Origin of the sequence: Phaeobacter sp. HS011, from assembly GCF_018101215.1 — a bacterium.
Classification (GTDB): Bacteria; Pseudomonadota; Alphaproteobacteria; order Rhodobacterales; family Rhodobacteraceae; genus Phaeobacter; species Phaeobacter inhibens.
This window is the reverse complement of the sequence record NZ_JAGEUF010000002.1, coordinates 98,849-124,294: the sequence shown is the minus strand read 5'-3', so window position 1 is coordinate 124,294 and position 25,446 is coordinate 98,849. Positions and strand designations below refer to the sequence as shown.

23 protein-coding genes and 1 tRNA gene are annotated in these 25,446 nt (G+C 59.3%); 7 read left to right on the top strand and 17 right to left on the bottom strand.

Going from position 1 to position 25,446, the window contains the following annotated elements; all coding sequences use genetic code 11:
• Window positions 1-46: 46 nt before the first annotated feature.
• Together J4721_RS04115 and J4721_RS04110 are read left to right on the top strand one after the other, a co-directional pair.
• Entirely contained in the window at window positions 47-757 is a 711-nt protein-coding gene (locus J4721_RS04115) for a GntR family transcriptional regulator (RefSeq protein WP_211002152.1), read from the top strand.
• Window positions 758-765: 8 nt separating this feature from the next.
• Window positions 766-1,872, top strand: a complete 1,107-nt coding sequence (locus J4721_RS04110) for a Gfo/Idh/MocA family protein (protein ID WP_211002151.1) — start codon at window positions 766-768, stop codon at window positions 1,870-1,872.
• Between the two features lie 22 nt (window positions 1,873-1,894).
• Here the strand turns inward: J4721_RS04110 and J4721_RS04105 are convergent, their stop codons facing one another.
• Window positions 1,895-3,214, bottom strand: a complete 1,320-nt coding sequence (locus J4721_RS04105) for an ATP-binding protein (RefSeq protein WP_014874428.1) — start codon at window positions 3,212-3,214, stop codon at window positions 1,895-1,897.
• 84 nt (window positions 3,215-3,298) lie between these two features.
• Here J4721_RS04105 and J4721_RS04100 point away from each other — a divergent pair, with 84 nt between their 5' ends.
• Both J4721_RS04100 and J4721_RS04095 read left to right on the top strand, forming a co-directional pair.
• Window positions 3,299-4,213, top strand: coding sequence for an MBL fold metallo-hydrolase (locus J4721_RS04100; protein ID WP_211002150.1), 915 nt, complete (start codon window positions 3,299-3,301; stop codon window positions 4,211-4,213).
• A gap of 87 nt (window positions 4,214-4,300) precedes the next feature.
• Window positions 4,301-4,375: transfer RNA gene (locus J4721_RS04095), tRNA-Asn, on the top strand.
• A 186-nt stretch (window positions 4,376-4,561) separates the two neighbouring features.
• Here the strand turns inward: J4721_RS04095 and J4721_RS04090 are convergent.
• The 8 genes from J4721_RS04090 to J4721_RS04055 form a co-directional block, all read right to left on the bottom strand.
• On the bottom strand, window positions 4,562-5,776 hold the full coding sequence (locus tag J4721_RS04090; RefSeq protein WP_211002149.1) for an MFS transporter: 1,215 nt from the start codon (window positions 5,774-5,776) through the stop codon (window positions 4,562-4,564).
• 170 nt (window positions 5,777-5,946) lie between these two features.
• The gene (locus J4721_RS04085) at window positions 5,947-7,377 is read right to left on the bottom strand and encodes a HAMP domain-containing sensor histidine kinase (protein WP_211002148.1); all 1,431 of its coding nucleotides are present in this window, start codon (window positions 7,375-7,377) and stop codon (window positions 5,947-5,949) included.
• Window positions 7,378-7,402: 25 nt separating this feature from the next.
• Window positions 7,403-8,080 (bottom strand): response regulator transcription factor, encoded by a 678-nt coding sequence (locus J4721_RS04080; RefSeq protein WP_014874424.1) that lies wholly within the window; start codon window positions 8,078-8,080, stop codon window positions 7,403-7,405.
• Window positions 8,081-8,232: 152 nt separating this feature from the next.
• Entirely contained in the window at window positions 8,233-8,601 is a 369-nt protein-coding gene (locus J4721_RS04075; protein WP_014874423.1) for a glycine zipper domain-containing protein, read from the bottom strand.
• A gap of 186 nt (window positions 8,602-8,787) precedes the next feature.
• Window positions 8,788-9,261, bottom strand: a complete 474-nt coding sequence (locus J4721_RS04070) for a PepSY domain-containing protein (RefSeq protein ID WP_014874422.1) — start codon at window positions 9,259-9,261, stop codon at window positions 8,788-8,790.
• 123 nt (window positions 9,262-9,384) lie between these two features.
• Window positions 9,385-10,785, bottom strand: a complete 1,401-nt coding sequence (locus J4721_RS04065) for a TRAP transporter large permease (protein ID WP_014879798.1) — start codon at window positions 10,783-10,785, stop codon at window positions 9,385-9,387.
• 10 nt (window positions 10,786-10,795) lie between these two features.
• Window positions 10,796-11,446 (bottom strand): TRAP transporter small permease subunit, encoded by a 651-nt coding sequence (locus J4721_RS04060; protein ID WP_014874420.1) that lies wholly within the window; start codon window positions 11,444-11,446, stop codon window positions 10,796-10,798.
• Between the two features lie 86 nt (window positions 11,447-11,532).
• On the bottom strand, window positions 11,533-12,549 hold the full coding sequence (locus tag J4721_RS04055; RefSeq protein ID WP_102848989.1) for a C4-dicarboxylate TRAP transporter substrate-binding protein: 1,017 nt from the start codon (window positions 12,547-12,549) through the stop codon (window positions 11,533-11,535).
• A 601-nt stretch (window positions 12,550-13,150) separates the two neighbouring features.
• Here J4721_RS04055 and acs point away from each other — a divergent pair.
• The 3 genes from acs to J4721_RS04040 all read left to right on the top strand — a co-directional run bounded on the left by acs (window position 13,151) and on the right by J4721_RS04040 (window position 16,506).
• Window positions 13,151-15,112, top strand: a complete 1,962-nt coding sequence (gene acs, locus J4721_RS04050) for an acetate--CoA ligase (protein ID WP_211002147.1) — start codon at window positions 13,151-13,153, stop codon at window positions 15,110-15,112.
• 8 nt (window positions 15,113-15,120) lie between these two features.
• On the top strand, window positions 15,121-15,804 hold the full coding sequence (locus J4721_RS04045; protein ID WP_102855812.1) for an adenylate kinase: 684 nt from the start codon (window positions 15,121-15,123) through the stop codon (window positions 15,802-15,804).
• Window positions 15,805-16,005: 201 nt separating this feature from the next.
• Entirely contained in the window at window positions 16,006-16,506 is a 501-nt protein-coding gene (locus J4721_RS04040; RefSeq protein WP_014879792.1) for a flavin reductase family protein, read from the top strand.
• Window positions 16,507-16,539: 33 nt separating this feature from the next.
• On the opposite strand, the gene J4721_RS04035 is transcribed toward J4721_RS04040, so the two are convergent.
• From J4721_RS04035 to J4721_RS04000, 8 genes are all read right to left on the bottom strand, one after another.
• Window positions 16,540-17,787, bottom strand: a complete 1,248-nt coding sequence (locus tag J4721_RS04035) for a 4Fe-4S dicluster domain-containing protein (RefSeq protein ID WP_247655848.1) — start codon at window positions 17,785-17,787, stop codon at window positions 16,540-16,542.
• Window positions 17,788-18,080: 293 nt separating this feature from the next.
• The gene (locus tag J4721_RS04030; RefSeq protein ID WP_014879790.1) at window positions 18,081-18,299 is read right to left on the bottom strand and encodes a DUF6500 family protein; all 219 of its coding nucleotides are present in this window, start codon (window positions 18,297-18,299) and stop codon (window positions 18,081-18,083) included.
• Window positions 18,300-18,433: 134 nt separating this feature from the next.
• Window positions 18,434-19,420 (bottom strand): ABC transporter substrate-binding protein, encoded by a 987-nt coding sequence (locus tag J4721_RS04025; RefSeq protein ID WP_014874414.1) that lies wholly within the window; start codon window positions 19,418-19,420, stop codon window positions 18,434-18,436.
• 120 nt (window positions 19,421-19,540) lie between these two features.
• A complete protein-coding gene (locus J4721_RS04020) occupies window positions 19,541-20,386 on the bottom strand; it encodes an ABC transporter permease (RefSeq protein WP_014879788.1) in 846 nt (281 codons plus the stop codon).
• Window positions 20,387-20,471: 85 nt separating this feature from the next.
• Window positions 20,472-21,389 carry an ABC transporter permease gene (locus J4721_RS04015; RefSeq protein WP_027247488.1) on the bottom strand — a complete coding sequence of 306 codons (918 nt, stop codon included), beginning with the start codon at window positions 21,387-21,389 and terminating at the stop codon, window positions 20,472-20,474.
• A 105-nt stretch (window positions 21,390-21,494) separates the two neighbouring features.
• Window positions 21,495-22,334 carry an ABC transporter ATP-binding protein gene (locus J4721_RS04010; RefSeq protein ID WP_061049273.1) on the bottom strand — a complete coding sequence of 280 codons (840 nt, stop codon included), beginning with the start codon at window positions 22,332-22,334 and terminating at the stop codon, window positions 21,495-21,497.
• 60 nt (window positions 22,335-22,394) lie between these two features.
• Window positions 22,395-23,849 carry a dihydropyrimidinase gene (hydA, locus tag J4721_RS04005; RefSeq protein ID WP_014874410.1) on the bottom strand — a complete coding sequence of 485 codons (1,455 nt, stop codon included), beginning with the start codon at window positions 23,847-23,849 and terminating at the stop codon, window positions 22,395-22,397.
• A gap of 125 nt (window positions 23,850-23,974) precedes the next feature.
• The gene (locus tag J4721_RS04000) at window positions 23,975-25,225 is read right to left on the bottom strand and encodes a Zn-dependent hydrolase (protein WP_211002145.1); all 1,251 of its coding nucleotides are present in this window, start codon (window positions 25,223-25,225) and stop codon (window positions 23,975-23,977) included.
• Window positions 25,226-25,446 lie beyond the last annotated feature (221 nt).

Sequence of the window (25,446 nt, the reverse complement as noted above, 5' to 3'; positions counted from 1 at the left end):
AGATCAATGGTGTATCAATTATTTCCCTATCGTGACGATTGGCCTCATGCCCACCCCCCGCACCTCAGGCACAGCGCTGCCACTATATCTGCAGATCAGCGAAGCGCTGACCCGCGAGATCGCGGCCGGGAGGTTGGCTGACGGGGAGCGTCTGGCACCTGAACGGCAGCTAGCCCAAACCTATGGCACAACAGTAAGAACCCTGCGCAAGGCGCTGTCAGAACTGGAAAAACAGGGCATGCTGGAGCGCATTCAAGGATCGGGAAACTATATCCGCACAACGCAAACCCTGCCGAGCGTCTACTCAATGTTTAGGCTGGAACTACCAAATGGCGGCGGCCTGCCAACTGCAGATATCATCTCTGTCACGGAATGCGACAAACCTGAGGACCTGCCGCAGTTTGGCACCAGCGCCCGGGGCACTCGTATCCGCAGATTGCGCTATCTGGACAGCACGATCATCGCCGTTGAAGAGATTTGGCTGGATGCTGGAGCGGGCCGTGTGGATGTCGCGCAGCTCTCTGATTCCCTTTATCGCTACTACCGGCTGCAATTGGGGTTCTGGATCAGCCGCGCTGAGGATCGCGTCTCGCTCGCGCCGGTGCCCGACTGGGCGCCCCCGCAATTCACCAAGCCCCACGGCACCACGGTTGGATATATCGAACGGCTAAGCTGGGCCCAGGATCTGGCCCCGGTTGAGTTTTCACGCACCTGGTTTGACACGGAAAAGGCGCTCTATGTGCAGCGCCTGACATAGGAGGAAACATGTCCGGACCCACCACCTATGGGATCATCGGCTGCGGCATGATGGGCCAGGAACATCTGCGCAATATTGCCCTGCTGGACAACACGCGGGTCGGCGCGATCTATGAACCGAACGCCGCCATGCGTGAGATTTCGGCTGAACTGGCGCCAGAAGCCTTGTTCATGGACAGCCTTGAGGCTCTGCTCCGCCACCCCGACCTTGATTGCCTGCTGATTGCCAGTCCCAACTTCCGCCACTTGGAACAGCTGGAAGCGCTGGCTGCACATCGCGCCCTGCCAGTGCTGGTCGAGAAACCGCTGTTCACCAACCTTGCGGATCTTGGGCGGCTGGATGCCTTTGCCGCGCGCTATGATGCGCCGGTTTGGGTGGCGATGGAATATCGTTACATGCCGCCAGTCGCCGCCTTCCTGCGCGATGTCGAAGCAGCCACTGGCGGAATTAGAATGCTAAGCATCCGCGAACATCGCTTTCCGTTTCTGGAAAAGGTCGATGACTGGAACCGCTTCGACGCCAAATCCGGAGGCACCTTTGTTGAAAAATGCTGCCATTTCTTTGATCTGATGCGGCTGGCCCTGGGATCAGAGCCCGTCCGAGTGATGGCCAGCGGTGGGCAGGATGTGAACCATCTCGATGAACGCTACAGCGACGGTGTGCCTGACATCCTCGACAATGGCTACGTGATCGTCGACTTCCGCTGCGGCGCGCGCGCCATGCTGGACCTGTGCATGTTTGCCGAAGGCGCGGAGTATCAGGAGGAGATTGCCGCCGTTGGCCCCACAGGCAAGATCGAAGCCTTTGTGCCCGGACCGGGGCGGTTCTGGCCCGCGCATCTGGGCGCACCGCCGCTGCCGAAGCTGGTGACCTCGCCACGCAGTCCCAAAGGTCCCGAAACACAAGAGATCCCGGTTGATCCCGCGCTTCTTGAGGCCGGAGATCACAATGGATCCACTTTCTATCAGCATCAAAAGTTTCTCGAACTGGTTCGCGGTGAACGCGTCGCTGCAGAGGTGACCCTTCATGATGGGCGGATGGCAGTGCTGATGGGGATGGCGGCACAGATCTCCATTTCCGAGCGGCGCAGCGTAGAGATATCAGAGCTGATCTGAGCGCGCCCCGGTGACAGGGGTATTACAGGCCGATCACGATATCGGCCTGTAACCCACCCAAGGCGGCGCTTTGTTCCAGCCGCAGCGTACCACCATGGGCGCGGGCGATATCCGTCACGATGGCAAGTCCGAGACCTACGCCACTGCCCAGATCCTGATTGCGCGCCGGATCCAGCCGGGTGAAGGGGCGCGTCGCCTCAGCCCGGTCGGCCTCGGCGATACCGGGGCCATCATCCTCAACCCGGATACGCAGAAATTTCTCGGTCATGGCCACGGACACCCGCGCCCGCGTGCCATAGCGTACTGCGTTGGAGATCAGGTTTTGGACCGCACGCCGTATCGCAGACCCGCGCAGCATCACCTTGCCCTTGCCGCTCATCTCACCCAGCATCACATCCTTACCCTGTCGGCGCCAGCCATCCACCAGCAGCGTGATCATCACATATGGGTCGACCTCCTCCGGCTCACTGGTCGAAACCCCACGCGAAAAATCAAGAAACGCATCCAAGAGCGCCTGCATCTCATCCACATCCTGCCGCAGCGGTTCGGCGTCCTCCTCGTCCAGCATCGACAGGCCAAGTTTCATCCTTGTGAGTGGGGTGCGCAGGTCGTGGCTCACTCCCGAGAGCATCAAGGTCCGCTGCTCCATCTGCCGCTCGATCCGTGCGCGCATGTCCAGAAATGCGCTGCCGGCCGCCCTCACCTCATTCGCGCCGCGCGGCGAATAAGGCTCCGTCCGCCCCCGCCCAAAGGCCTGCGCGGCATCGGCGAGTTGTTTGATCGGACGCAGCTGATTGCGCATGTAGACAAAGGCGATGATCGTCATCAAAAAACCAAAGGCGATCACTGTCACGATCAGCTGGTGCGGTGCCGCCGCGGTCACCCGGCGCCGATCAAATACCAGCGCCATCGGGCCCTGATCACTCGCAAGCACCAACTGTACCCGGCGGGTGTTGGGGAACTGGGCCGAAATGAACTGCGGTGCAGTCGCCTGCAACGTATTGCGCACCACCCGCCCGGAAAATTCCAAGAGCCCCATCTGATCCAACGGCACCGGCTCCCCTGGTTCCAGAAACCGGATTTGCATCTGCAAGGGTTGCAACAGAGGTTCTGCCAGCAACAACGCCTCCTGCTGACTGGCAGCCGGCGCCATGGTCTGCTCCAGCAATCGCAATTCCCGCAGCATGGTCAGGGTCATCTGGACCGTCAGGTCCTCAAGATCGCGCTTGATGAACACAACCGACACCACCAATTGCAGCGTCACAATCGGCACCAGTAGAATAAGCGCTGCCCGCCCGTAGAGGCTGCGCGGCATATAGTGTTTGAGCCATTGAAAGAACATGCGCTACACCTACCCCGCGACCCCGCCGCTGAAAAGCAAAACGCGCAGCCCCTGCGCCCCGTTTGTTACCAAGGATCAGACCTGATGCAGGCACCCGATGATTTCAATCCCCCCGCCGGGATCGCCGAAACGCTAGAGCCCGGATTGCGCCGTATTCTGGCCCCGAACCCGTCGCCGATGACCTATCGTGGCACCAACACATATCTGCTCGGCGACACTGATGTTGCGGTCATTGATCCCGGTCCGGCGAATGAGGCACATCTGCAATCAATTCTCGCGGCCTTGGGGCCGGGTCAGCGCATAAGTCATATTCTGGTCAGCCACAGCCATCTCGACCACTCCCCTCTGGCGCGTCCGCTGGCAGAGGCCACCGGCGCGCCGCTCTATGCCTTTGGCGATGCCCTCTCAGGGCGCAGCGCAGTGATGACATCGCTCGCCGAAGCGGGGCTGGCCGGTGGTGGCGAGGGCATCGATATCAACTTCGCGCCGGACATCTCTCTGCGGGATGGGGAGACATTAACCGGACCCGACTGGCAGCTGGAGGTGATCCATACCCCCGGCCATCTCGGCAACCATATCGCCTTGGCTTGGGGGGATGCCTGTTTCACCGCTGATCACGTGATGGGCTGGGCCAGCTCTCTGGTCTCGCCCCCGGATGGCGATCTGACCGATTTCATGGCCTCATGTCGGCGGCTGGCCGCCCGCGACTGGCGGGTGTTTTACCCCGGCCATGGTGCTCCGGTCACAGACCCCGCTGCCCGCCTTGCATGGCTGATCGACCACCGCACGGGACGAGAGGCCGCGATCCTTGCCGAACTCACCGCCGGTCCCGCCACCGTCACCGAGCTGACAGCGCGGATCTACACCGAAACCCCGCCTTCCCTACGCGTCGCCGCTGAGCGCAATGTTTTCGCCCACCTCGTTGATCTTGCCGGAAAATCTCAGGTTGCAACCGATGGCCCTCTGTCATTTGGCGCGCACTTCAAAAATCTGCGCTGACCGTGCCGGGGAGATGCGTTTTTTTCCAAAAAATCGCAAAACGGCTCTGGACGCCACCAGATCGCGCCGCTATACGGCACGAACCGTTCCGGCGTAGCTCAGCGGTAGAGCAGTTGACTGTTAATCAATTGGTCGTAGGTTCGATCCCTACCGCCGGAGCCAGAGAATTCAAGGGGTTAGAGGGATTGCTCTCTAGCCCCTTTTTTTTTGGCAACTGTCTGAGATGCTTTTCCCCTGATATCAGCGTGCCAGAATAGATGGCAGATCACAGATCGATAGCTGCCCTCTATGGTCGGCTGATTGGATCAGCAGATGCCGAAACACAGGTCCGCCGCAAACCGGGAATGCTCAGTTTGACGACCGGTTATCGTGATCCCTGAGACGCAAGACCAGCGGCGCCAATGCCAGAACCAGCACTGCCGCGACCAGGAATGGCGCGCCCGGGAGGTACCATTCGGCTTCACCGACAAATCGCTCGAACACCCCTGTCAACACCAGCGGCGCCACAACGGCTGCGACGGATGACAGCGACGCAATGACCCCCTGCACCACCCCTTGCTGGTCTTCGCCAACCCGGTTGGCCGCAAAGGCGGTGATCAGCGGTGGCGCCATATCGGACAGGGCCGCAATCGGCAGAAAGACCACCACAACCCAGATTGCGCTGGCGAGACCGAAGCCGATCATTGCGATCACCGCCGCCACCATCGCGATGATCAAGGTTTTATAATCCCCCAGTCGTTTGGTCATCTGCGGCAGGATTCCAGCCTGCACCACAGCAATCAGGACGCCATAGGCAGACAGGGTCACACCAATGGTAAACCCATCCCAGCCAAACACCTCACGGCCCCAAAAGGACCAGAGCGTCGGGTAAACCAGATTGGCGAACTCAAAGACAAAGATGCAGATCAGCGGGATCGCCAACCCCGGAATGACGAAGGCGCGGATCAGCGTTCCAAAGGGGTTGAGATCGCGTTTGCCAAACGGCCGACGGTTCTCAGGTTTCAGGGACTCCGGCAGGATAACGATCCCAAACACCACGTTGACAGCGGAGAGACCGGCTGCAATCCAGAACGGCGCGCTGATATGCAGGCCCGATGCCAACCCGCCAAGCGCTGGCCCGAGCACAAAACCAATGCCAAACGCCGCCCCGATCATGCCAAACGCAGCGCCGCGTTCTGTTGGCTTGGCAATGTCGGAAATATAGGCAGTTGCCGTGATATAGGTCGCGCCCGCCATCCCCGCGATGACGCGCCCGATCAACAGCATCCAATAGGTCTGCGCCAGCGCCATGATCACATAGTCAATGGTGAGCGTCACCAGCGCAAGGATCAGAACCGGCCTGCGCCCGTAGGAATCAGACAGGCTGCCCACAATCGGGCCAAACAGAAACATCGCGGCGGCATAGGCTGACATCATGATGCCGCTCCACAAAGCGCCCTCGGCCGTGCTTTGCGCGCCGACCCTCAGCATCAGGTCTGGCATGATCGGAAACACGATGCCAACGCCGATGGCATCGATCATCAATGTGGCCAGAATAAACAGGAAAGGGCCGGTTAACTTCATGTGGGCAGTCTTTATCAATCAGGATTGGTGCGGGCAGTGCCCCGTGTCGCGTTGGTAGCAATGCAGTGCCAGCACCGATAACGCTATTTTCGTCACGCAGTTCGTTTTTTCGACAATGGTACAAAAACACCCGCGCCAAGACGCGAGGCACCGGATGGCCTCCCCCCCGCTCAGGGCTGAGGAAACCGCACCTCAATGCGCAACCCGCGTTCGTCCGCGCTGTACATCAGCGCCAGTTCAGCCTCGTGGAGTTCAGCGATGGCCTTCACCATGGCCAACCCCAGACCCGCCCCGGCAGTGTTGCGACTGCGGTCAAGCCGATAGAGCGGATCCAGCACGCGCCCCCGCTCAGCCTCCGGGATGCCGGGACCATCATCCGTCACCACAAGCCAACTGCCGGAGAGGTCAATGGCAATCCTGGCCCCCTCACCTGCATGGCGAATGGCGTTTTCGATCAGATTGGCCAGCAACTGCATGATAAGGCTGCGGTCGGCATGGATGGTGGCGGCGTTGGTGATCCGACAGGACAGGCTTTGTCCCGCGTCCTGTGCCACCGCCTCATAAATCTCATGCACCTGCTCAACCACCACACCCAGATCTACTGCGGCAAATCCATCGCGTCGTCCCTGGCTTTGCATGCGGGCAATCCGCTGGATCGCGCCAAAGATGGCGATGATGTCATCCATCTGCGCAATTGCGGCCTCCCGGTGCGCGGTCTGGTCTTCGGCCTTATCGGCCTGATCCAGATGCAGCCGCAGACGCGTCAGTGGTGTGCGCAGATCATGGGCAATATTGGCCGAAAAATCAGACATCTGCCGAATGGAAGCTTGCAGGCGTTCCGTCGCGCCATCAATACGCGCGGCCAGCTCGTCAATATCGTCGCGGATCACCTTTGGTGCCAGCCGTAGGTCCAATTCGCCATCCGCAATACGGTCAAACCCGGCTCCGATCCGGTTCAGCCGACGCTGCGCCCGGATGCCAAAGATTAGCCCGATGATCAGCGCAGGTAGCGACAGGATGACCACAAAAACCAAGATAACGCTGGTCAGATCGGACCCAAAGGCGCTGACGCCCGGTGCATAGACCACAAGATGTCCGTCCAGAACCGCGCCACTGTAAATCCGCCAGCCAAGATCCGCCTCGCTCTCAAAGGCCACATCAAAGGCAAGCTGCCCCGCAGCGGTCTCCTCGGCCGCGGGTCCACTGTCGGAGAGCTCTTCCTCATCATCTTCGTCGATCAGATCAAAGATCCGGTCAAGCGTCTCAAGCGCCTTAGGCTGAAACAGGGCTTCGGCCTCAAGAATATCAAATCCCTGGCTGTCAAAGGCGCCGCGCAGGACCGGTCCCAGAACTTTGCCGTCAGCCCGCAGCACCGCATAGCCGACGCCACTGTCCGAGAAGACTTCGGCGGTCACGATTTCCTCAGGAAACCGTCCCTCGCGCGTCAGTCGGTCACTAATGCGCTGATATTCCTCGCGCAGAGCCTCCTCGGTCTCGGCGCGGAATTCTTCGGTGATGACGTCATCCAGAAGCAGCCCGCCAAGGGTCAGCAGAACCAGGAAGGCCAGCGACAAGGCAATCGCCTGCCGCAGCGCACTCATCCGGAAGAGGCGCTTAAAGAAGGATCTAATCAATGAACATATACCCCGACCCGCGCACGGTTTTGATGAACTCCAGCCCGAACGGTTTTTCAATCTTGTTACGCAGGCGGCTCATATGGGTTTCGACAACACTGGTGGACGGATCGAAATTGATATCCCAGACCCGCTCCAGCAGCATCGCTCGGGTCTGGATCCGCCCCTTGGAGCGCATCAGAACCTCTAGCAGGCGAAACTCCTTGGGGTTCAGCAACACGGTTGTCCCGTTGCAGGCGCAGGTCTGACTAAGCAAATCCAGATCAAGCCCGCGATGCGAGAGCCGCGTCGCTGTTTCTGCGGCCTCGGCCCGCCCGCGACGACCAAGGGCGGTGATCCGGGCCAGAAGCTCGGTCATGGCAAAGGGCTTGCTGAGATAGTCATCCGCGCCGGCCTCAAGTCCCTCGACCCGGTCCTCCACTGCACCAAGGGCGGTGAGCAGGATCAAGGGCGTGGTAATGCGCGCCGAGCGCAATGTTTTCAACGCCGACAACCCGTCCAAGTCCGGCGTCATCCGATCGAAGACCAGCACATCGTAGTCCCGCGTCGTCGCGGCCAGCAGCGCCTCACGGCCGTTTTCAATCCAATCAACCACATGGCCTGCGGCCGTGAGGCCCTTGACCGTCCAGGTCCCGATTTCGGGATCATCTTCCAGCAAGAGTATTCGCATCAAGCCACCGCCAGTTTCGGGAGAGCGACCAAAGGTCCGCCGAAACGGCCCCTAGGTGCTGAAGTCGGGTCATGCCCGATTTTGACTGATCGCATCCGAGCATATGCCCCCCGACGCCGCAAGCCATAGCGGTACAGCGCCGGGTCTTGGCGTCATGCCAGAACGCGATGCCCACGTCCCTGCATACAGCGGATCAGAATGGTGCGCCGCTGTTCATCCCGCTCGCTCTGCCCCTCAAGGGCGCCAACGCCACCGCCAAGCACCGCGCCAACCAGCGCATCATCCGCGCGGTCGCCGTCCTTGCTGTCCACGGCACCAATGATGCCGCCAATCACCGCACCTGTGACAGCACCGGATTGCAGCGTCTTTTCGGTATGCCCTTCCGCCAAGGCCCGGCATGCCCCCAGATCTGCCTCATATCCAACCTGTTTGGGGCCGTCTGTCAGGAGCGGTTCATCAAAGCTATTGCTACACGCAGCAACAGTCACAAGCATCGCACATCCTGCAAAAATCATCTTCATCGTCGTCTCTCTCCGTCGTCCGGATTGCCGTACCTCTGGGTGCCTCGGGTGTTCGGCAAATCGCTGTGACCGCATCCATCGCGGTCTGAAATCGCATGTCTTTTAAGTCGCTTCTGCTGTCCGGGTGCTCCGAGCATCGGGCGTCAAACCCTGCGCCCCGGACAGCAGCTAAATCCAAGCGGTGGCTTAGCCCTTGTCGTCCTGCGCGGCGCAGTGTTCATCGTCGCCATCATCATCGTCGTGACTGTCACCATTGAACATCGCGCCATCCATCAACGCTGCGAATTCCATCACATCTTCGATATCTTCTTCGATCAACTGTTGCATCAACTCCGGGGTCGCCGCAGTCTGGCGCGCGGTGCTGAGTACGGCCCCATCATCGGCGCTGATGATGACTTCCGTCAGACTGGTGGGCGCGGCGATGGTGGCCTCATAGACCGGCTTGCTGTTGAACTCTTCCATGCTGAGCTCGATCACACGCCCTTTTGCCTGCTCCTTGGCGATGGACATGGCCTGCTCAACACCGATGGGGGCGTTCAGCATCTGTTCATAGGTCAGATCCGGTTCAAAAATCGTCTCGGCGCGCGCTGTCTGTGCTGCAAAGCCAAAGGCGATCAGCGTGGCAGTCATGACGATACCGGTGGTGGTCTTGGTAACCATGGGGTGTCCTCTCTTGGTGGGACCGGGGCGATCACTGCGCCCCGGTTGATGAGAGGAACTTGGCGGTTCAGACTTACATGGTCTCATCCGCTGCCTTACAAATTTGTAAGCTAGGCAAAAACATCAGGCGAGGCTGGGCAGCCACAGTACAATTGACGGGAAGGCAACCAGAATCGCGATGGTGATCCCATCCGCAATGAAGAACGGTGTCACACCTTTGAACACATCCTGCACCGTCAGATCGTCGCGTACCCCCGCCACAACGAAACAGTTCAGACCAATGGGCGGGGTAATCAGACAGAATTCGGCCATTTTGACCACCAGAATACCAAACCAGATCGCACACATCGGACCGGACATGCCAAAGGTGCTCTCCGCCGCTGAAACATATTCGCCGCCATTGAGCGCCATCACAGCCGGGTAGACCACCGGCAGAGTGAGCAGCAGCATACCAATCGCATCCATGAACATGCCAAGAACCGCATAGGCCAGCAGGATGCAGATCAGGATCAGCATCGGCGAGAGCGTCAGCGAGGTGATCCAGTCTGAAAACGCCGCCGGCAGCTCGGCGAAGCCCAGAAAGCGCACGTAAATCAGCACACCCCAGATGATGGTGAAGATCATCACCGACAGTTTGGCCGTCTCCAACAGCGCGTCTTTCAACTCCGCCCACCGCATGCCGCGATAAAGCGCCATCAGAAACACCACAAAGGCCCCGATTGCGCCGCCTTCGGTTGGCGTACCCCAGGCATCACCACCAAAGGGATTGTAGACAAACAGGATAATTGTTGCGACGACGAAAAGGATCGGCAACGCAGGCGGCAAAGAGACAAGCCGCTCCTTCCAGGTGAAGCCGGTGACGGCGGGGCCAAACCCCTTGATCGTCATCGCCATACCTATGATCAGCAAACCGTAAACCACCGCTGAGAAGGCACCTGGGATAAAGCCTGCAAGCAGCAGTTTTCCCACGTCCTGCTCAACGATGATCGCATAAATCACCAAAATGGCCGATGGTGGAATAAGCGAGGCCAGCGTGCCCCCAGCCGCAACCACGCCCGCCGCGAAGCGTTTGTCATAGCCAATTTTCAGCATCTCCGGGATGGCGATGCGCGCAAAGACAGCCGAGGTCGCAACCGACGCGCCAGAGACCGCGGCAAAGCCAGCGGTGGCAAAAACGGTGGAAACCGCAAGACCACCCGGCACCCATGCGAGCCAGCGCTTCGCAGCCTCAAACAGCGCCTTGGTGAGGCCCGCATAATAGGCAAGATAGCCGATCAGGATAAAGGTCGGGATAAGGCTGAGCGCCTGACTAGAGACCTTGGAATGAGGCACTTGCCCGGCGGTCTTCACCGCAATGGTCACCGCCTTAGTGAAACGCTCAGGATCATAGCCAAACTTGGCCCAGAAAATCCACACAAGGCCAACCAGCCCGGCAAGACCGGCGGCAAAAGCGACCCGCATTCCCAGAAGTACCGTCGCCAGAAGAAAGCCGCTGACCCAGAGGCCGATTTCGATAGGTTCCATTACCTGCCCCTTAGTCGCGGTCGCTGGCGGAGGTTGACACTCCGCCCAGATGTTCAGCTTCTGCCGCGGCCTGTTCAGCCGCGCTTTGCACCAGTGGCACTGCGGCGGGGCGCGCCAGCCCCAGCACCAGCGCCCGACCGTAGCCCCAAACCTGCAGCAACAGCCGCAGGCACAGCACTGCAAACGCCACAGGCGCCAGCAACTTGGCAGGCCAGATCGGCAGGCCAATATCGATCGAGCTGTCGCGGCTCCATAGCGGTGCGGCAAAATCAAAGGAGCGGAGAAAATGTGACCCGCTCCCCCAAAGCAGCGCGAGCATGAGAGCCAGGATCAGCAGGACAGAAATCAATTCAAACAGCCAAAGCGCCCGCCCGCGCAGGGCAGAGATCACCAGATCCATCCGGATATGGCTGCCATCCCGCTGCACAAAGGAAATACCCATGAAGGCAATCAGCGGCATCACCTGTTCGATCCAGTCAACATACCCCGGCAAGGGCGCGTTGAACGCGTTGCGCCCACCAACCGACACCACCGCCAGCACCATCAGTGAAAACACCGCAAGGCCGCTGATCAACGCCATCACGCGCTCCAACCGCAGCAGTTGCCTGTCCCACCTGCTGATCAGGCTGCCATCTTCCAGCACCGCCGCACTGCCTGCCATGCCCTGCCCCCGTTTTCTCTAGTCTAAATTCACGCAATAAAGGGCCGGCGCAAAACTGCCCGGCCCCCTTTACAACTCTCTGGAGATCAGCTGCCTGACCGCTGATCGCTCAGGGTTTTCTGCACCAGATCATAGAGCTCTTGTGCAGGTAGGCCCTGCGCGCTCATGTCTGCAATCCACTGTTCGCGGATCGGATCGGCGGCCACTTTACGGAACTCTGCCAGCTGATCCTCGGAAATGGTGACCTTTTCGACGCCTTTTTCGGCCAGAACACTGTCCCATTTCTCAAGCAGAGCACCGTAGTTGGCGAGGTAATGTGCGATCGCCTCGTCAACAGAACTGTCGAGCGCCTCGCGCTCAGCATCGCTCAGCGCCTCATAGGCATCGGTGTTCACAACAACCGGGCAGTTCACGGTGCCGGGGTTGAGGTTCTCGGTCCACCAGTCGGCCTTGTTGATGGTGCCAAAGCTCAGATGTGCATGCTGGGCAAAGGCAACGGTGTCAACAACGCCGGATTCCATGGCATTATAGGCTTCGGTCGCGGTCACGGAGGTCGGAACGGCCCCAACGGCCGAAAACGCCTTACCGATGCCGCCAGTGGCGCGCACCCGCATATCCTTGAATTCGCCCAACTCGTCACGGGCTTTGCCAGTGCCGACGATATTGTACTGCGGCATCGGCGAGGTCATCAGCAGCTTCGCGTTCCAGCGCGCCAGATCTTTCTGCACGGCGGGATGCGCATAAACCGCGTGGCTGACCGCCACCTCTTCCTCAAGGTTCGCAACACCCAAGAATGGCAGCTCCAGCACGGTAATTGTCGGGTTCTTGTCCCGGTGATAGCCCGCGCAGAACTGCGCCATCTCGAAGGCACCGATGGAGATCCCGTCGAGATTCTCCTTGTTCTTCGACAGGCCACCGTAGCTGATGTTCATGGTGAACTCGCCGCCGGTTTTCTCAGAGACCAGCTCAGCCAGCTTTTCAACATGTTCGGTAAAGGCACGGCGTTTGCCCCAGACGGAAACATTCCATTCGGTGGCGGCCGCACTGCCTGCAATGGACAGGCCCGCAATCGCCGCAGTTGCGACGGTCAGATAAGTGTTCATGAGTTCCTCCCAGTTTGTACTCTTGCCCCATTGTCCCCCTGCCAGCCGCTCAAGCATCTGAGCGCAGGCCTGCCCACAATCATGAGATCACGGTCCCTTGGAGGTACAAAGCGACGAGCATCTGGCACCACGCTAGCGCCAAGCCAAGGCGCTGCCAACCCCACAAGACAGCCGTGCGGCATGGGCACAAAACCTGCTCACATCGTGGGCATATGGATCATTTCTAGCCACCAAGAGTGCACCCGGCACGGTCTGACGCGCGACAGCCTGACACAGTTTGCCGCAGGCGATGGGGCCAGTCGCCGCTGGCTGATAGCGCCAGCACTGCGCCCTGCTTCGAATTACAGCCTCACGAGCGAGGCCAAGGATTTACAGCCAACACTATGATAAACAACAGATCACCCTCATATAAACCCATCAAATTTACAATCAAACCTCTGAAAGGGAAATAGATTTACAGGTAAACCCTTATTCCATGGACACTTATTTCCTTATTTTCAAGCTTGGGTATTATCGCTGCGGAGGACGGAAAAGGTTTGACACATCTCGCTGTGCGCTGTGGTGTGCCATTCCGAGAACAGACTGGAGGGAGGGACACAAGATGACCCAGGAGAGCGACAGCAAAGCCTATGCGCCGTCGGAGGAGACGGTTGCGCGTGCCCATGTTAACGCCGCACAATATGATGAGATGTACGCCGCTTCTATGCAGGATCCAGAAGGTTTCTGGCGTCAGCAGGCGGAGCGGATCGACTGGATCAAACCCTTCACCCAAGTGAAGGACGTGGACTTCACGCTCGGTAATGTCTCGATCAACTGGTACGCAGAAGGCACGCTGAATGTCGCTGCCAACTGCATCGACCGCCACCTTGACACCCGCGGCGATCAGACGGCGATCATCTGGGAGCCCGACAGCCCCGATGAGGCTGCACAGCACATTTCTTACAAGCAGCTCCATACCCGCGTCTGCCGTATGGCCAACGTGCTGGAGACGATGGGCGTGCGCAAAGGGGATCGCGTGGTGATCTACCTGCCGATGATCCCCGAAGCCGCCTATGCCATGCTGGCCTGCGCCCGTATCGGCGCAATTCACTCCATTGTCTTTGCCGGTTTCTCGCCAGATGCCCTGGCGGCGCGGATCAATGGCTGCGATGCCAAGGTCCTCATCACCGCGGATGAGGCCCCCCGTGGTGGCCGCAAGACCCCGCTGAAATCCAACGCCGACGCCGCGCTCTTGCACACCAAGGACACTGTGAAATGTCTGGTGGTCAAACGCACCGGCGGCCAGACCACCTGGATCGACGGGCGCGACTATGACTACAACGAAATGGCGTTGGAGGCGGACGACTACTCCAAACCAGCAGAGATGAACGCCGAGGACCCGCTATTCATCCTCTACACCTCCGGCTCCACCGGCCAGCCCAAGGGGGTTGTACACACCACCGGCGGCTACCTGACCTATGCCGCGATGACCCATGAGATCACCTTTGATTACCATGACGGCGACATCTACTGGTGTACGGCGGATGTGGGCTGGGTAACCGGCCACAGTTATATCGTCTATGGGCCGCTGGCCAATGGTGCCACCACGCTGATGTTCGAAGGCGTGCCGACCTACCCGGACGCCAGCCGGTTCTGGCAGGTCTGCGACAAGCATAAGGTGACGCAGTTCTACACCGCCCCCACTGCACTGCGCGCCCTGATGGGTCAGGGCAACGAATGGGTCGAAAAATGCGATCTGTCCTCTCTGCGCACCCTTGGCACCGTGGGCGAGCCGATCAATCCCGAAGCCTGGAACTGGTACAATGATATCGTCGGCAAAGGAAAATGTCCTATTGTCGACACGTGGTGGCAGACCGAAACCGGTGGTCACCTGATGACCCCCCTGCCCGGTGCCCATGCAACCAAACCCGGTGCGGCGATGAAGCCCTTCTTTGGCGTGGCTCCCGTGGTTCTGGACCCGCAATCCGGCGCGGAAATCACCGGTAACGGCGTCGAAGGTGTGCTCTGCATCAAGGACAGCTGGCCCGGCCAGATGCGCACCGTCTGGGGCGACCATGAGCGGTTCGAGAAGACGTATTTCTCGGACTACAAAGGCTACTACTTCACCGGTGATGGCTGCCGTCGCGACGAGGACGGCGACTATTGGATCACGGGCCGCGTCGATGACGTGATCAATGTCTCCGGTCACCGCATGGGCACAGCCGAGGTCGAAAGCGCGCTGGTCGCCCACGCCGCCGTAGCGGAGGCCGCCGTGGTAGGCTACCCGCACGACATCAAGGGACAAGGCATTTATTGCTATGTCACCCTGATGAACGACCGCGAACCGTCGGATGAGCTGGTGAAGGAGCTGCGCACCTGGGTCCGGACGGAGATCGGCCCGATTGCCTCTCCTGATGTGATCCAATGGGCGCCGGGCCTGCCGAAAACCCGCTCCGGCAAGATTATGCGCCGCATTCTGCGCAAGATTGCGGAGAATGATTTTGGCAGTCTTGGCGACACCTCAACCCTCGCCGATCCGTCGGTGGTGGATGATTTGATCGTAAACCGAGCCGACAAAGGATGATTGCAGACATGGACACCGCAGTTCTTACCCGCCCCGCTGTTTTGATCCTGCTCGGCCCTCCTGGTGCCGGTAAAGGGACGCAAGCGCGCAAACTGGAACAGGGTTTTGGTCTGGTGCAACTCTCGACCGGCGATCTATTGCGGGCGGCTGTAGCCGCTGGCACCCCTGCGGGTCTTGCGGCGAAGGCAGTGATGGAGGCCGGGGAGCTGGTCAGCGATGAGATCGTCATCAACATTCTGCGCGACAGGCTGGCCGAGCCAGACTGTGCCAAGGGCGTGATCCTCGACGGGTTCCCCCGCACCACGGTGCAGGCCGAGGCGCTGGACCGGCTGCTGGCGGAATCGGGTCAGCAGATCAACGCGGCTGTCAGCCTTGAGGTGGATGACGCCGCCATGGTGGCCCGCGTGGCCGGGCGCTACACCTGTGGCGGCTGCGGCGAAGGCTATCATGATCAGTTCAAACAACCGCGCATGGCTGGAACCTGCGATGCCTGTGGCAGCACCGACATGACGCGTCGCGCCGATGACAACGCCGAGACTGTCACCAGTCGACTGGCCGCCTATCATGCGCAGACGGCCCCGCTGATCAGCTACTATGACGGCAAGGGCGTGTTGAACCGAATCGATGCCATGGGCGAGATCAACCAGATTGCCACCGCACTGAGCGCGGTGGTCAAATCGGCAACCGCCTGAGCGACATCCTGAAACACCAGAGCCGGTCAGGCGCCAGCACATCGCCCGGCCACCAACCTATTGAACAGGCCCGCATAAAAATGTGGGCCTGTTTTCAATCTGCTCTGGCTTTTGTCGATGCGCATGCCACATTGGAAGCGGGTAGACATGGGATCCCTCCCATGGCACCCAGCACAGACCTGAAGTGAAAGCGCGCGCGATATGTCCGAAACCAGCTTTATTCCCGGCCCAGACAGCCTGCGGGCCTATCGCGATGCCCTGGGCTGCTTTGGCACCGGCGTCACTGTTGTGACCACCCGCACGGACCGCGGAGGACTCGCAATCACGGCAAATAGCTTCACATCGGTCTCCATGGATCCGCCGCTGTTGCTTTGGTGTCCTGCCCGGCAGTCCAAGCGTCACGATCCCTTTATCGCGGCCTCCCATTTTGCCATCCACGTGATGGCAGAGGATCAGTTGGACATGGCGATGCATTTTGCCCGCAACGGCGAGGATTTTTCCTGCGTGCCAAAGCATGAGAACGACAATGGCGTGCCCGTGCTGCCCAATGTCATTGCCCGTTTCGATTGCCGTCGGCATGCCTGCCACGATGGCGGCGATCACAGCATTCTGGTGGGTGCGGTCCTGCGCACTACCAGCCGTCCCGGCAAAGGCCTGATCTTCAAGCGGGGTCAATATGGCGGTTTTCTGGAGCAAGGTTAGCCGCGCAATCTGTGACGGTGGCGAAATCGCGCTCTAGGATAACTTATCTGCCCGATCAGCCCCAAAGAATGCCAGAATGCGCGCCAGATCCGGCCATGGTGCACGGCGCATCTCCGCGAGCTGTCGCAGCGCTGGCCCTGTCACAGGTGCCCGGTCCGTAACATCCGCACCCCCCTCTCCTGCCCAATTGCCCGGGCCGCCATTGGGCCAATCATCTGGCCCCTGCTGATCATCGTCGTCCCGGTCATCCCGGAGAGATTGATTTTCCGACGCAGCCGCAATCGGAGTTCCGTCCGTCGACACCAGACACGGCTGCTGCAGGCTCGCTGGAGCAGCATCTGCAGTACTGCAGCCGGACACCCCATCTGACCAGAAAAAATCCTGATGTGTCAGCGACACCGGCATTCGGTGTCGTGACAGCTCCAACCGTGGCACCAGCCGGATCGCGTTTTGGCGACAAACCGACACACATAACCCGCATTGCATGCAGTCCGCCTCGACGAAGTCCAGCCCGCCGCCATTCTCAGCCCCGATCAGCGCATTGGTAGGGCACACCCAGGTGCAGGCCTGACAGAGGGTGCAATCACCGGTCAGCTCAATCCCGCCGTAGGGCGCATCCTGCGGTAAGGCAATCACATCCATCTCTTCGGACAGAGTCACAGTGGCAAACAGCTGCAAGGCCTCGCGCCGACGGGTCGGCTTGGCCTTGCTCTCACTGTCGATGCGGCGATGTTCCAGCACCGGAAGCTGTGAAATCCCCTCCGTCAGCAATTGCTCCAGATGTTCCGAGGAATGAAACAGGACAACGCGGTCTTCCAGTCCAAGGCAGGCCGCCAGCTCCATCTCACGCAGCTGCGCGAGACGCGCGTTCTCCTCCAATGCCGCTTCCAGGAGAACCCAGTCGAAACCGTCGGAGATCGCATGCAACAGATCGGCATGACCGGCACGCTCCAGGCCCCTGGTCGATGCCGCAGTAACATCCATGCCGGTCAGCGATATCCGATCTTTCAGCCATGACACCCCGGCCTCGCCCCCGGCATCATACATCACCAGCACCTGATCAGCCCCCCGCATGGACCCGGTGCCCGTGCGGTGCTGCCCCCGGCGCCGCGCCGCCGCCTCACAAAGGTCGGCCAGCGGCCAACGGACCTGGCTTTCCGGATTGTAACGCCGGTAGGAGGATCCGGGATGCGACACCCGCACCGCTGTCTTGCGCTCGGCCATATCCCGCACATCGGGCTGAGAGCGCAGACACAGTTGGACATTTTCCCAGTTAGTCATGGTCTCTCCCTTCGGATTGAGAACCAAACCACAGCCAATACGCTCCATCGTTTGATGATATAAAGCTAACATGGAATCCCCGGCTGTAACGGGTAATCGAAAATATGACTCAACTTTTAACTGTCATTTATCCTTAAATATACGCCATGCCCGAAGCAAAAAAACGAGTTTCCTTCAACGGAAAGAGAGTGTTTTTTCCGGTATCAGCACCCGTCCTGAGGCGGGCCTTTCCAAACTGATCTACAGTCAGGACTACAGGCCACATAACGACGGACACCTGATGACCGTCCTAATCAAAGATCAGCCTTCACCATCTCCCTAATCTTCACAGCTTTTTCAAAATGATCCAGCTGATGGCGCTTGATCCACCATTCCGCCGCCTCCATTAGCTGCACCGGATCGTCATTCCGGTTGGCAAAAAAGGCATAAAAGGACAGCCCCACATTTTCTCCCTTTTTTGCTATCTTCTCGTCGCAAACCGTGACGATCTTCTGCCGCAAACTGTCTCTCATCATCTTGGTCCTTTTAATTTCCGAGGGTGTCGGCGTCATCACTACGCAAAAAACAACACGTTAAACACATATCTCACGGCAAATAAAAATCCCGCCCGCGGGAGCGGACGGGAAAAACCTCACCTAGGCGAGTTTTAGTTCAGCGCAGCGTCAGTAATGACATGCGTCCAGGCGCCCTCGGGCTCTTTGGTGATCACCGGGCTTGAGCCACCATCAAGCAGCGTCTTCACCGTACGCTGGTAATCAGCTTCACTCAGCGCACCATTGCTGCCGGCCGTGAGCTTCGCCACCTCAGACATCATCCGCTTCTGGTGCTCCTCGGTCTGAGCGCCGGAGGCATCATTGTCCAACACAATCTCCGCCGCGTCGTCCGGATTTTCCTCAGCCCATTTCCACCCTTTCATCGAGGCGCGCACAAACCGCTGCATCTTGTCGACAAAGGCCGGATCGTTCAGGTTCTCTTCCAGCACATAAAGACCATCCTCAAGCGTTGCCACGCCCTGGTCTTCATATTTGAAGGTAATCAGCTCATCCGGAGCCACGCCCGCGTCAATCACCTGCCAATACTCATTATAGGTCATGGTCGAAATACAATCGGCCTGACGCTGCAACAGAGGATCGACATTGAAACCCTGTTTCAGAACCTCGACACCTTTTTCGCCTTTCCCTTCGGTCGAAATGCCCAGCTGACTCATCCAGCTCATAAAGGGAAATTCATTGCCGAAGAACCAGACGCCAAGGGTTCGGTTGGCCAGATCTTCAGGCGCTGCAATGCCGGTGTCTTTCCAACAGGTGAGCATCATGCCGGAACTCTTGTACGGCTGGGCGATATTGACCAGCGGCAGCCCCTTTTCGCGCGCGGCAAGGGCGGCTGGCATCCACTCCACTGTAACATCCGCGCCGCCCCCGGCAATCACCTGGGTTGGCGCAATATCTGGGCCACCAGGCAGAATGGTGACATCCAGATCCTCAGCCTCGTAGAAGCCCTGATCCAATGCAACATAATAGCCTGCAAACTGGGCCTGGGTGACCCATTTCAGCTGCAGCTTCACCTCATCGGCGGCCTGCGCCACCGATGCAGCTCCCAGCGCCATGGCGGCGGCGGTCAGCAGTGTTTTCATCTGTCTTCTCCCTGTTGTTATATCTGGTTGTATTCCTGAATTCTGCGCGAGTTACCCCGCTGTCTCCAAAGGTTTTCTACCGGTTGACGCCAACTTCCAAACCGCAGGTCGCCAAGCTGCCTACCCCCGTTGCGACGGGTGCCAGAAGGTGAGCGTTTTCTCAATCAGCGCCATCATGCCATAAAATGCTGACCCGGCCAGTGCCGCCACAAGGATCTCGGCCCAGACCATATCCAGCGCCAGCTGCCCCACCGAGGTCGAGATACGAAATCCCATCCCCACGGTTGGTGAGCCAAAGAACTCCGCCACAATGGCTCCTACCAGCGCCAGCGTCGTGGAGATCTTCAGCCCGTTGAAGACAAACGGCAGCGCGGCCGGCAGGCGCAGTTTGAAGAAACTCTGCCAATAGCTGGCCGCATAGGTCTGCATCAGGTCACGTTGCATCGCTGAGGTTTCGCGCAGCCCCGCCACCGTATTCACAAGGACCGGGAAGAACACCATCACCACAACCACCGCCGCTTTTGACTGCCAGTCAAACCCAAACCACATCACCAGAATAGGTGCCGTACCGACAATGGGCAGCGCGGCGACAAAATTCCCCACTGGCAACAGCCCACGACGCAGGAAATCGCTGCGGTCTACCGCAATCGCCATCAGCAACGCAGCACCGCAACCAATGATATAGCCGGACAGCGCGCCCTTCAGAATGGTCTGCTGAAAATCCTGCCACAAAATCGGCAGGCTGGTGGCAAAGCGTGCGGCGATCACGCTGGGGGCTGGCAGGATGACCAACGACACCTCAAGCCCTCTCACCAACAGCTCCCAGACAATTAGCAGCGTCACGCCGAAGATGGCCGGAACCAGCAGTTTCACTGCAGACGTATTCGACGCCGGACTATTGGCCAGTCTGCCATTCAGCCACCAGCCGCCACACCACACAAGCAGCGCCATAGATACCATCATCATTGACCACGCCCCCCGTTTTTCTGGCCCGAAATATCCCGGGTGAGCCGCAGAGCGGCGAGGGCAGCGCTCTCAATCCTTGCAGTGCTCATGCCTGAACCCCCATGCGTTTCAGAACCAGCCGCTCAATCACGCCCAGCAGGGCAACCAGTGCGGCGGCCAGAATTGCAGCGGCAAACAGCGCTGACCAGATCTGCACGGTCTGCCCATAGTAGCTGCCCGCCAGAAGCCGCGCACCCAGCCCTGCGACGGCACCGGTCGGCAACTCCCCGACGATGGCCCCTACAAGCGAGGCTGCGATGCCAATTTTCAAAGACGCAAACAGATAGGGCATCGATGCCGGCAGGCGGAGCTTCCAGAACCCCTGCCCCAGACTGGCGTTATAGGTCTTCAGCAAATCCAGCTGCATCTGATCCGGGCTGCGAAGCCCCTTGACCATGCCGACAACAACCGGGAAGAAACTAAGATAGGCCGAGATCACCGCCTTTGGCAAAATCCCTTGCACGCCAATGGAATACAACACAACGATGATCATCGGTGCCAGAGCGATAATTGGAATGGTCTGGCTGACAATCGCCCAAGGCATCACCGACATGTCCATCACCCGGCTATGCACGATGCCGACCGCCAACAGGATCCCCAGACCGGTGCCGATGACAAACCCCAGCAATGTCGCCGAAAGCGTCACCTGCCCATGATAGATCAGGCTCCGCTTTGAGGTGATCTTCTTCTCGACCGTGGTCTCCCATAGCTCCACTGCCACCTGATGCGGCGCTGGCAGTCGCGGCCGGTCCTGCGACCAGACATCTCTTATGGCAAAGGAATTGGTCGCAACCAGTCCAAACGAGCCCATGTCGCGACGCTCTCGGGCGGTGGCAGGAACCACCTCAGCACCCGAACGCTCCGCCGCATCCAGAACCCCCTTGATGTTCATGGGAACGCAGGCCGCGTACCAGATCACAGCAATTGCCGCGAGCACGCTTAAGACAGCAAGCACCGTTTTCATGATCCTGCCCCTTTCCACGTATTCACATGCCACGCCAAGTTTCTCCGAGGAAAATTTCCGGGGAAATTCAAATTTTCCGCTGGCCTATCTCTGCCGTTGGGCTGATCAGTCATCGGCATGTCCCGCGCGCAGACCGTCGCGGACCCGGTGGGCGATCTCGATAAACTCGGCGCTATCGCGAATATCCAAAGGCCGCTCCTTTGGCAGCGGGCTGTCGATCACATCGTGAATGCGCCCCGGGCGCGGTGACATCACAACGATCTTCGTGGACAGATAGACCGCCTCCGGAATGGAATGCGTGACAAAACCGATGGTCTTGTCAGTGCGCGCCCAAAGCTTCAGAAGCTGCTCATTCAGGTGATCCCGGACGATCTCATCCAGCGCCCCAAACGGCTCATCCATCAACAGGATATCCGCATCAAACGCCAAAGCCCGTGCAATGCTGGCCCGCTGCTGCATACCACCAGACAGCTGCCAGGGGTATTTACCGCCAAACCCTGCCAGCTCCACCAGCTCCAAGACCTGTTCGACCCGCGTGGCCTGCTCAGCCTTGGAGTAGCCCATAATTTCAAGTGGCAGTTTGATGTTCTTGGCGATCGTCCGCCAGGGATATAGCCCGGCAGCCTGAAACACATAGCCGTAGGCGCGTTGCCTGCGGGCCTCATCCGGCGTCATTCCATTGACAGTCAGCGCGCCGCCAGTGGGTTGTTCTAACGCCGCGATGCAGCGCAAGAACGTGGTCTTGCCACATCCGGACGGGCCGATGAAGGAGACAAAGTCGCCCTTGTTGATTTCTAGGCTCACATCCTTCAGCGCATGCACCGGCCCGTCGTTGGTCTGGAAGGTCAGGTCCAGGTTGCGCGCCTCTATGACCGGCGCCTGCGGGGTGATATCGGAAGCGGCGGCCTGGGATTTGAGCGCCTGGGTGGTCGTTTCCATATTCATCTATTCGCCTTGATTTCACACAGGAAAACGGGCCGCCAATAGTGGCAGCCCGTCCCTGAATTACACACCTGTCACCGGAATACCCGACCGTTCCACCGGACGCGGCGCCGTCAGATCTTTCCAGGTCGACAACGCCTTGTTCACGGTAGCATTGGCCTCGCGCTCAACGAAGGTGCCATGGCCTTCCTGACAGCGGATCTCGCCGTCATGAACCGCCACATGGCCACGGGTCAGGGTAAAGCGCGGCAATCCCTTCACCTCATGCCCTTCAAAAACGTTGTAGTCGATCGCCGACTGCTGGCTCGCCGCCGATATCACCTTGGTTTTTTCAGGATCCCAGACCACCAGATCCGCATCCGCCCCGACCAGAACCGCACCTTTCTTGGGGTAGCAATTCAGGATTTTGGCAATATTGGTCGACGTCACGGCGACAAACTCATTCGGCGTCAGGCGGCCTGTGGCCACCCCATGCGTCCACAGCATCGGCATCCGGTCTTCCAAACCGCCGGTGCCATTTGGGATCTTGGTAAAATCGCCCACACCGGTGCGCTTCTGCTCGGTGGTAAAGGCACAGTGATCCGTTGCCACAACCGACAGCGAGCCAGACTGCAACCCATTCCACAGGCTATCCTGATGCTGCTTGTTGCGGAACGGCGGCGACATGACCCGGCGCGCCGCATGGTCCCAATCCGTATTGAAATACTCGCTTTCATCCAGGGTCAGATGCTGGATCAACGGCTCACCCCAGACGCGTTTCCCCTGCATGCGGGCACGGCGAATGGCCTCGTGACTGTCCTCGCAGGACGTATGCACCACATAAAGCGGCACGCCAGCCATATCAGCGATCATGATGGCCCGGTTGGTGGCCTCACCTTCAACCTGCGGCGGACGGGAATAGGCATGCGCCTCAGGACCGGTATTGCCCTCTGCCAACAGCTTGGCCGAGAGTTCCGCCACCACATCGCCATTTTCCGCATGCACCATGGCGATGCCGCCCAATTCGGCCAGTCGCTGGAAGGAGGCGTAAAGCTCATCATCATTCACCATCAATGCGCCCTTGTAGGCCATGAAGTGTTTGAAGGTGTTGATGCCGCGGGTCTCGATGACGGTTTTCATATCGTCAAAGACTTGCTCCCCCCACCAGGTCACCGCCATATGGAAAGAGTAGTCACAATTGGCACGGGTCGATTTGTTGTCCCAGCGCTTCAACGCGTCCAGCAGGCTCTCGCCCGGGTTGGGCAGCGCAAAATCCACCACCATGGTGGTGCCGCCAGCAAGCCCCGCCCGCGTCCCACTCTCAAAATCATCACTGGAGTATGTCCCCATAAAGGGCATCTCCAAATGTGTATGCGGATCAATGCCGCCCGGCATCACATAGCAGCCGGTCGCGTCCAGCTCCTCATCCCCTTTCAGTCCCTGACCGATCTCGATGATTACACCGTTTTCGATCAGCACATCCGCCTTGTAGGTCAGATCCGCCGTCACGATGGTGCCGTTCTTGATGACTTTCGCCATGGTCTATCTCCCTGTGAGAGCGCGGTCATTGCCGCATCTTTCTTATTACACCCCCAATGGCACGGACATCTTCTGGCCCAGATTATCCTCGGGGGAGCCGCGCGGACGCGACGGGGGCGCGCGCCCTATGCGATGATTTCGGCAGTCTCCAGAACTGCGTGCAACATGACATCTGTGCCAGCTGCCGCCCAGTCCTTGGAGATATCCTCGGCCTCGTTGTGGCTTAGCCCGTCGACGCAGGGGCACATAATCATCGCGGTCGGGGCCAGATCATTGATCCAGCAGGCGTCATGCCCGGCGCCGGACACGATATCCATATGGCTGTACCCCAGCCGTTCAGCAGCGGAGCGCACCGCGGTCACGCAGCCCTCGTCAAAGGTGACAGGATCAAAATGCCCGACCGGCTCAATCTCAAGTCCAAGGCCAAGCTCATCAGCGATTTCCTTCGCCTTCACCTCATATTGCGCCCGCATGGAGGTCAGTTTCTCCAAATCCGGAGACCGGAAATCGACCGTGAAAACCACCTTTCCAGGGATCACATTGCGTGAATTGGGATAAACATCGCAGTGACCAACAGCGCCCACGGCATGGGGTTGATGGGCCATGGCGATCTGATGTGCCGCCTCGGTCATCCGGGCCATACCTAGGCCCGCATTGACCCGCATGTTCATCGGGGTGGAGCCTGTATGGGCATCTTTGCCAGTGACGGTGCACTGCAGCCACCACAGTCCCTGACCATGGGTGACAACGCCGATATCCTTGTTTTCCACTTCAAGGATCGGCCCTTGTTCAATATGCAGCTCAAACATCGCGTGCATCTTGCGGGCGCCAACCTGCTCGTCACCGACCCAGCCGATGCGCTTCAACTCGTCACCGAATGTTTTTCCGTCAGCGTCTTCGCGCGCGTAGGCCCAGTCCTGCGTGTGTTTTCCGGCAAAAACACCAGAGGCCAGCATCGCAGGCGCAAACCGCGTGCCCTCCTCATTGGTCCAATTGGTCACGACAATCGGATGTTTGGTCTTGATCCCAAGATCATTGAGCGTGCGGACAACTTCCAACCCGCCCAACACCCCAAGGACACCGTCATATTTGCCCCCTGTGGGCTGCGTATCCAGATGAGATCCCATATAAACCGGCAGCGCATCGGGGTCGGTCCCTTCGCGCCGGGCAAACATATTGCCCATCGTGTCCAGCCCCATGGTGCAACCCGCTGCCTCGCACCAGGACTGAAACAGTGCCCGCCCTTCGGCATCCGCATCGGTAAGGGTCTGACGGTTGTTGCCGCCTGCGACACCGGGGCCCATTTTTGCCATTTCCATCAGGCTGTCCCACAGCCTGTCGCCATTGATCTTCAGATTCTGTCCAAGCGACGTCATCTCAGCTTCCTTCCCTGTTGCCCTGCTTTTTCGCAGGGACGTGCGGCTTTGCGCCTTGTCGGTGGCTTTGAAACGCTGGTCATGATTTGACCAACTGGTCAAACTCAGGCTATCACGGGTGGACATTCAGTCAAGAAATTGCGTCTAACGAAGCAAGAAAACTCCGGCAGGCAGAGCCGGTTGAGTGAAAATCAGGCGCGCAGCGGTGTTGCGGCCCCCAG

Bases quoted from the DNA above. Each gene is read 5' to 3' on its own strand.
- J4721_RS04060 (WP_014874420.1), bottom strand. From the start codon at position 11,446: ATGGCAGGCAGTGCGGCGGTGCTGGAAGATGGCAGCCTGATCAGCAGG.
- J4721_RS04110 (WP_211002151.1), top strand. From the start codon at position 766: ATGTCCGGACCCACCACCTATGGGATCATCGGCTGCGGCATGATGGGC.
- acs (WP_211002147.1), top strand. From the start codon at position 13,151: ATGACCCAGGAGAGCGACAGCAAAGCCTATGCGCCGTCGGAGGAGACG.
- J4721_RS04090 (WP_211002149.1), bottom strand. From the start codon at position 5,776: ATGAAGTTAACCGGCCCTTTCCTGTTTATTCTGGCCACATTGATGATC.
- J4721_RS04015 (WP_027247488.1), bottom strand. From the start codon at position 21,389: ATGAAAACGGTGCTTGCTGTCTTAAGCGTGCTCGCGGCAATTGCTGTG.
- J4721_RS04045 (WP_102855812.1), top strand. From the start codon at position 15,121: ATGGACACCGCAGTTCTTACCCGCCCCGCTGTTTTGATCCTGCTCGGC.
- J4721_RS04025 (WP_014874414.1), bottom strand. From the start codon at position 19,420: ATGAAAACACTGCTGACCGCCGCCGCCATGGCGCTGGGAGCTGCATCG.
- J4721_RS04065 (WP_014879798.1), bottom strand. From the start codon at position 10,785: ATGGAACCTATCGAAATCGGCCTCTGGGTCAGCGGCTTTCTTCTGGCG.
- J4721_RS04115 (WP_211002152.1), top strand. From the start codon at position 47: ATGCCCACCCCCCGCACCTCAGGCACAGCGCTGCCACTATATCTGCAG.
- J4721_RS04000 (WP_211002145.1), bottom strand. From the start codon at position 25,225: ATGACGTCGCTTGGACAGAATCTGAAGATCAATGGCGACAGGCTGTGG.
- J4721_RS04085 (WP_211002148.1), bottom strand. From the start codon at position 7,377: ATGAGTGCGCTGCGGCAGGCGATTGCCTTGTCGCTGGCCTTCCTGGTT.
- J4721_RS04040 (WP_014879792.1), top strand. From the start codon at position 16,006: ATGTCCGAAACCAGCTTTATTCCCGGCCCAGACAGCCTGCGGGCCTAT.
- J4721_RS04010 (WP_061049273.1), bottom strand. From the start codon at position 22,334: ATGAATATGGAAACGACCACCCAGGCGCTCAAATCCCAGGCCGCCGCT.
- J4721_RS04080 (WP_014874424.1), bottom strand. From the start codon at position 8,080: ATGCGAATACTCTTGCTGGAAGATGATCCCGAAATCGGGACCTGGACG.
- J4721_RS04030 (WP_014879790.1), bottom strand. From the start codon at position 18,299: ATGAGAGACAGTTTGCGGCAGAAGATCGTCACGGTTTGCGACGAGAAG.
- J4721_RS04100 (WP_211002150.1), top strand. From the start codon at position 3,299: ATGCAGGCACCCGATGATTTCAATCCCCCCGCCGGGATCGCCGAAACG.
- J4721_RS04020 (WP_014879788.1), bottom strand. From the start codon at position 20,386: ATGATGATGGTATCTATGGCGCTGCTTGTGTGGTGTGGCGGCTGGTGG.
- J4721_RS04105 (WP_014874428.1), bottom strand. From the start codon at position 3,214: ATGTTCTTTCAATGGCTCAAACACTATATGCCGCGCAGCCTCTACGGG.
- J4721_RS04055 (WP_102848989.1), bottom strand. From the start codon at position 12,549: ATGAACACTTATCTGACCGTCGCAACTGCGGCGATTGCGGGCCTGTCC.
- J4721_RS04070 (WP_014874422.1), bottom strand. From the start codon at position 9,261: ATGGTTACCAAGACCACCACCGGTATCGTCATGACTGCCACGCTGATC.
- hydA (WP_014874410.1), bottom strand. From the start codon at position 23,849: ATGGCGAAAGTCATCAAGAACGGCACCATCGTGACGGCGGATCTGACC.
- J4721_RS04035 (WP_247655848.1), bottom strand. From the start codon at position 17,787: ATGACTAACTGGGAAAATGTCCAACTGTGTCTGCGCTCTCAGCCCGAT.
- J4721_RS04075 (WP_014874423.1), bottom strand. From the start codon at position 8,601: ATGAAGATGATTTTTGCAGGATGTGCGATGCTTGTGACTGTTGCTGCG.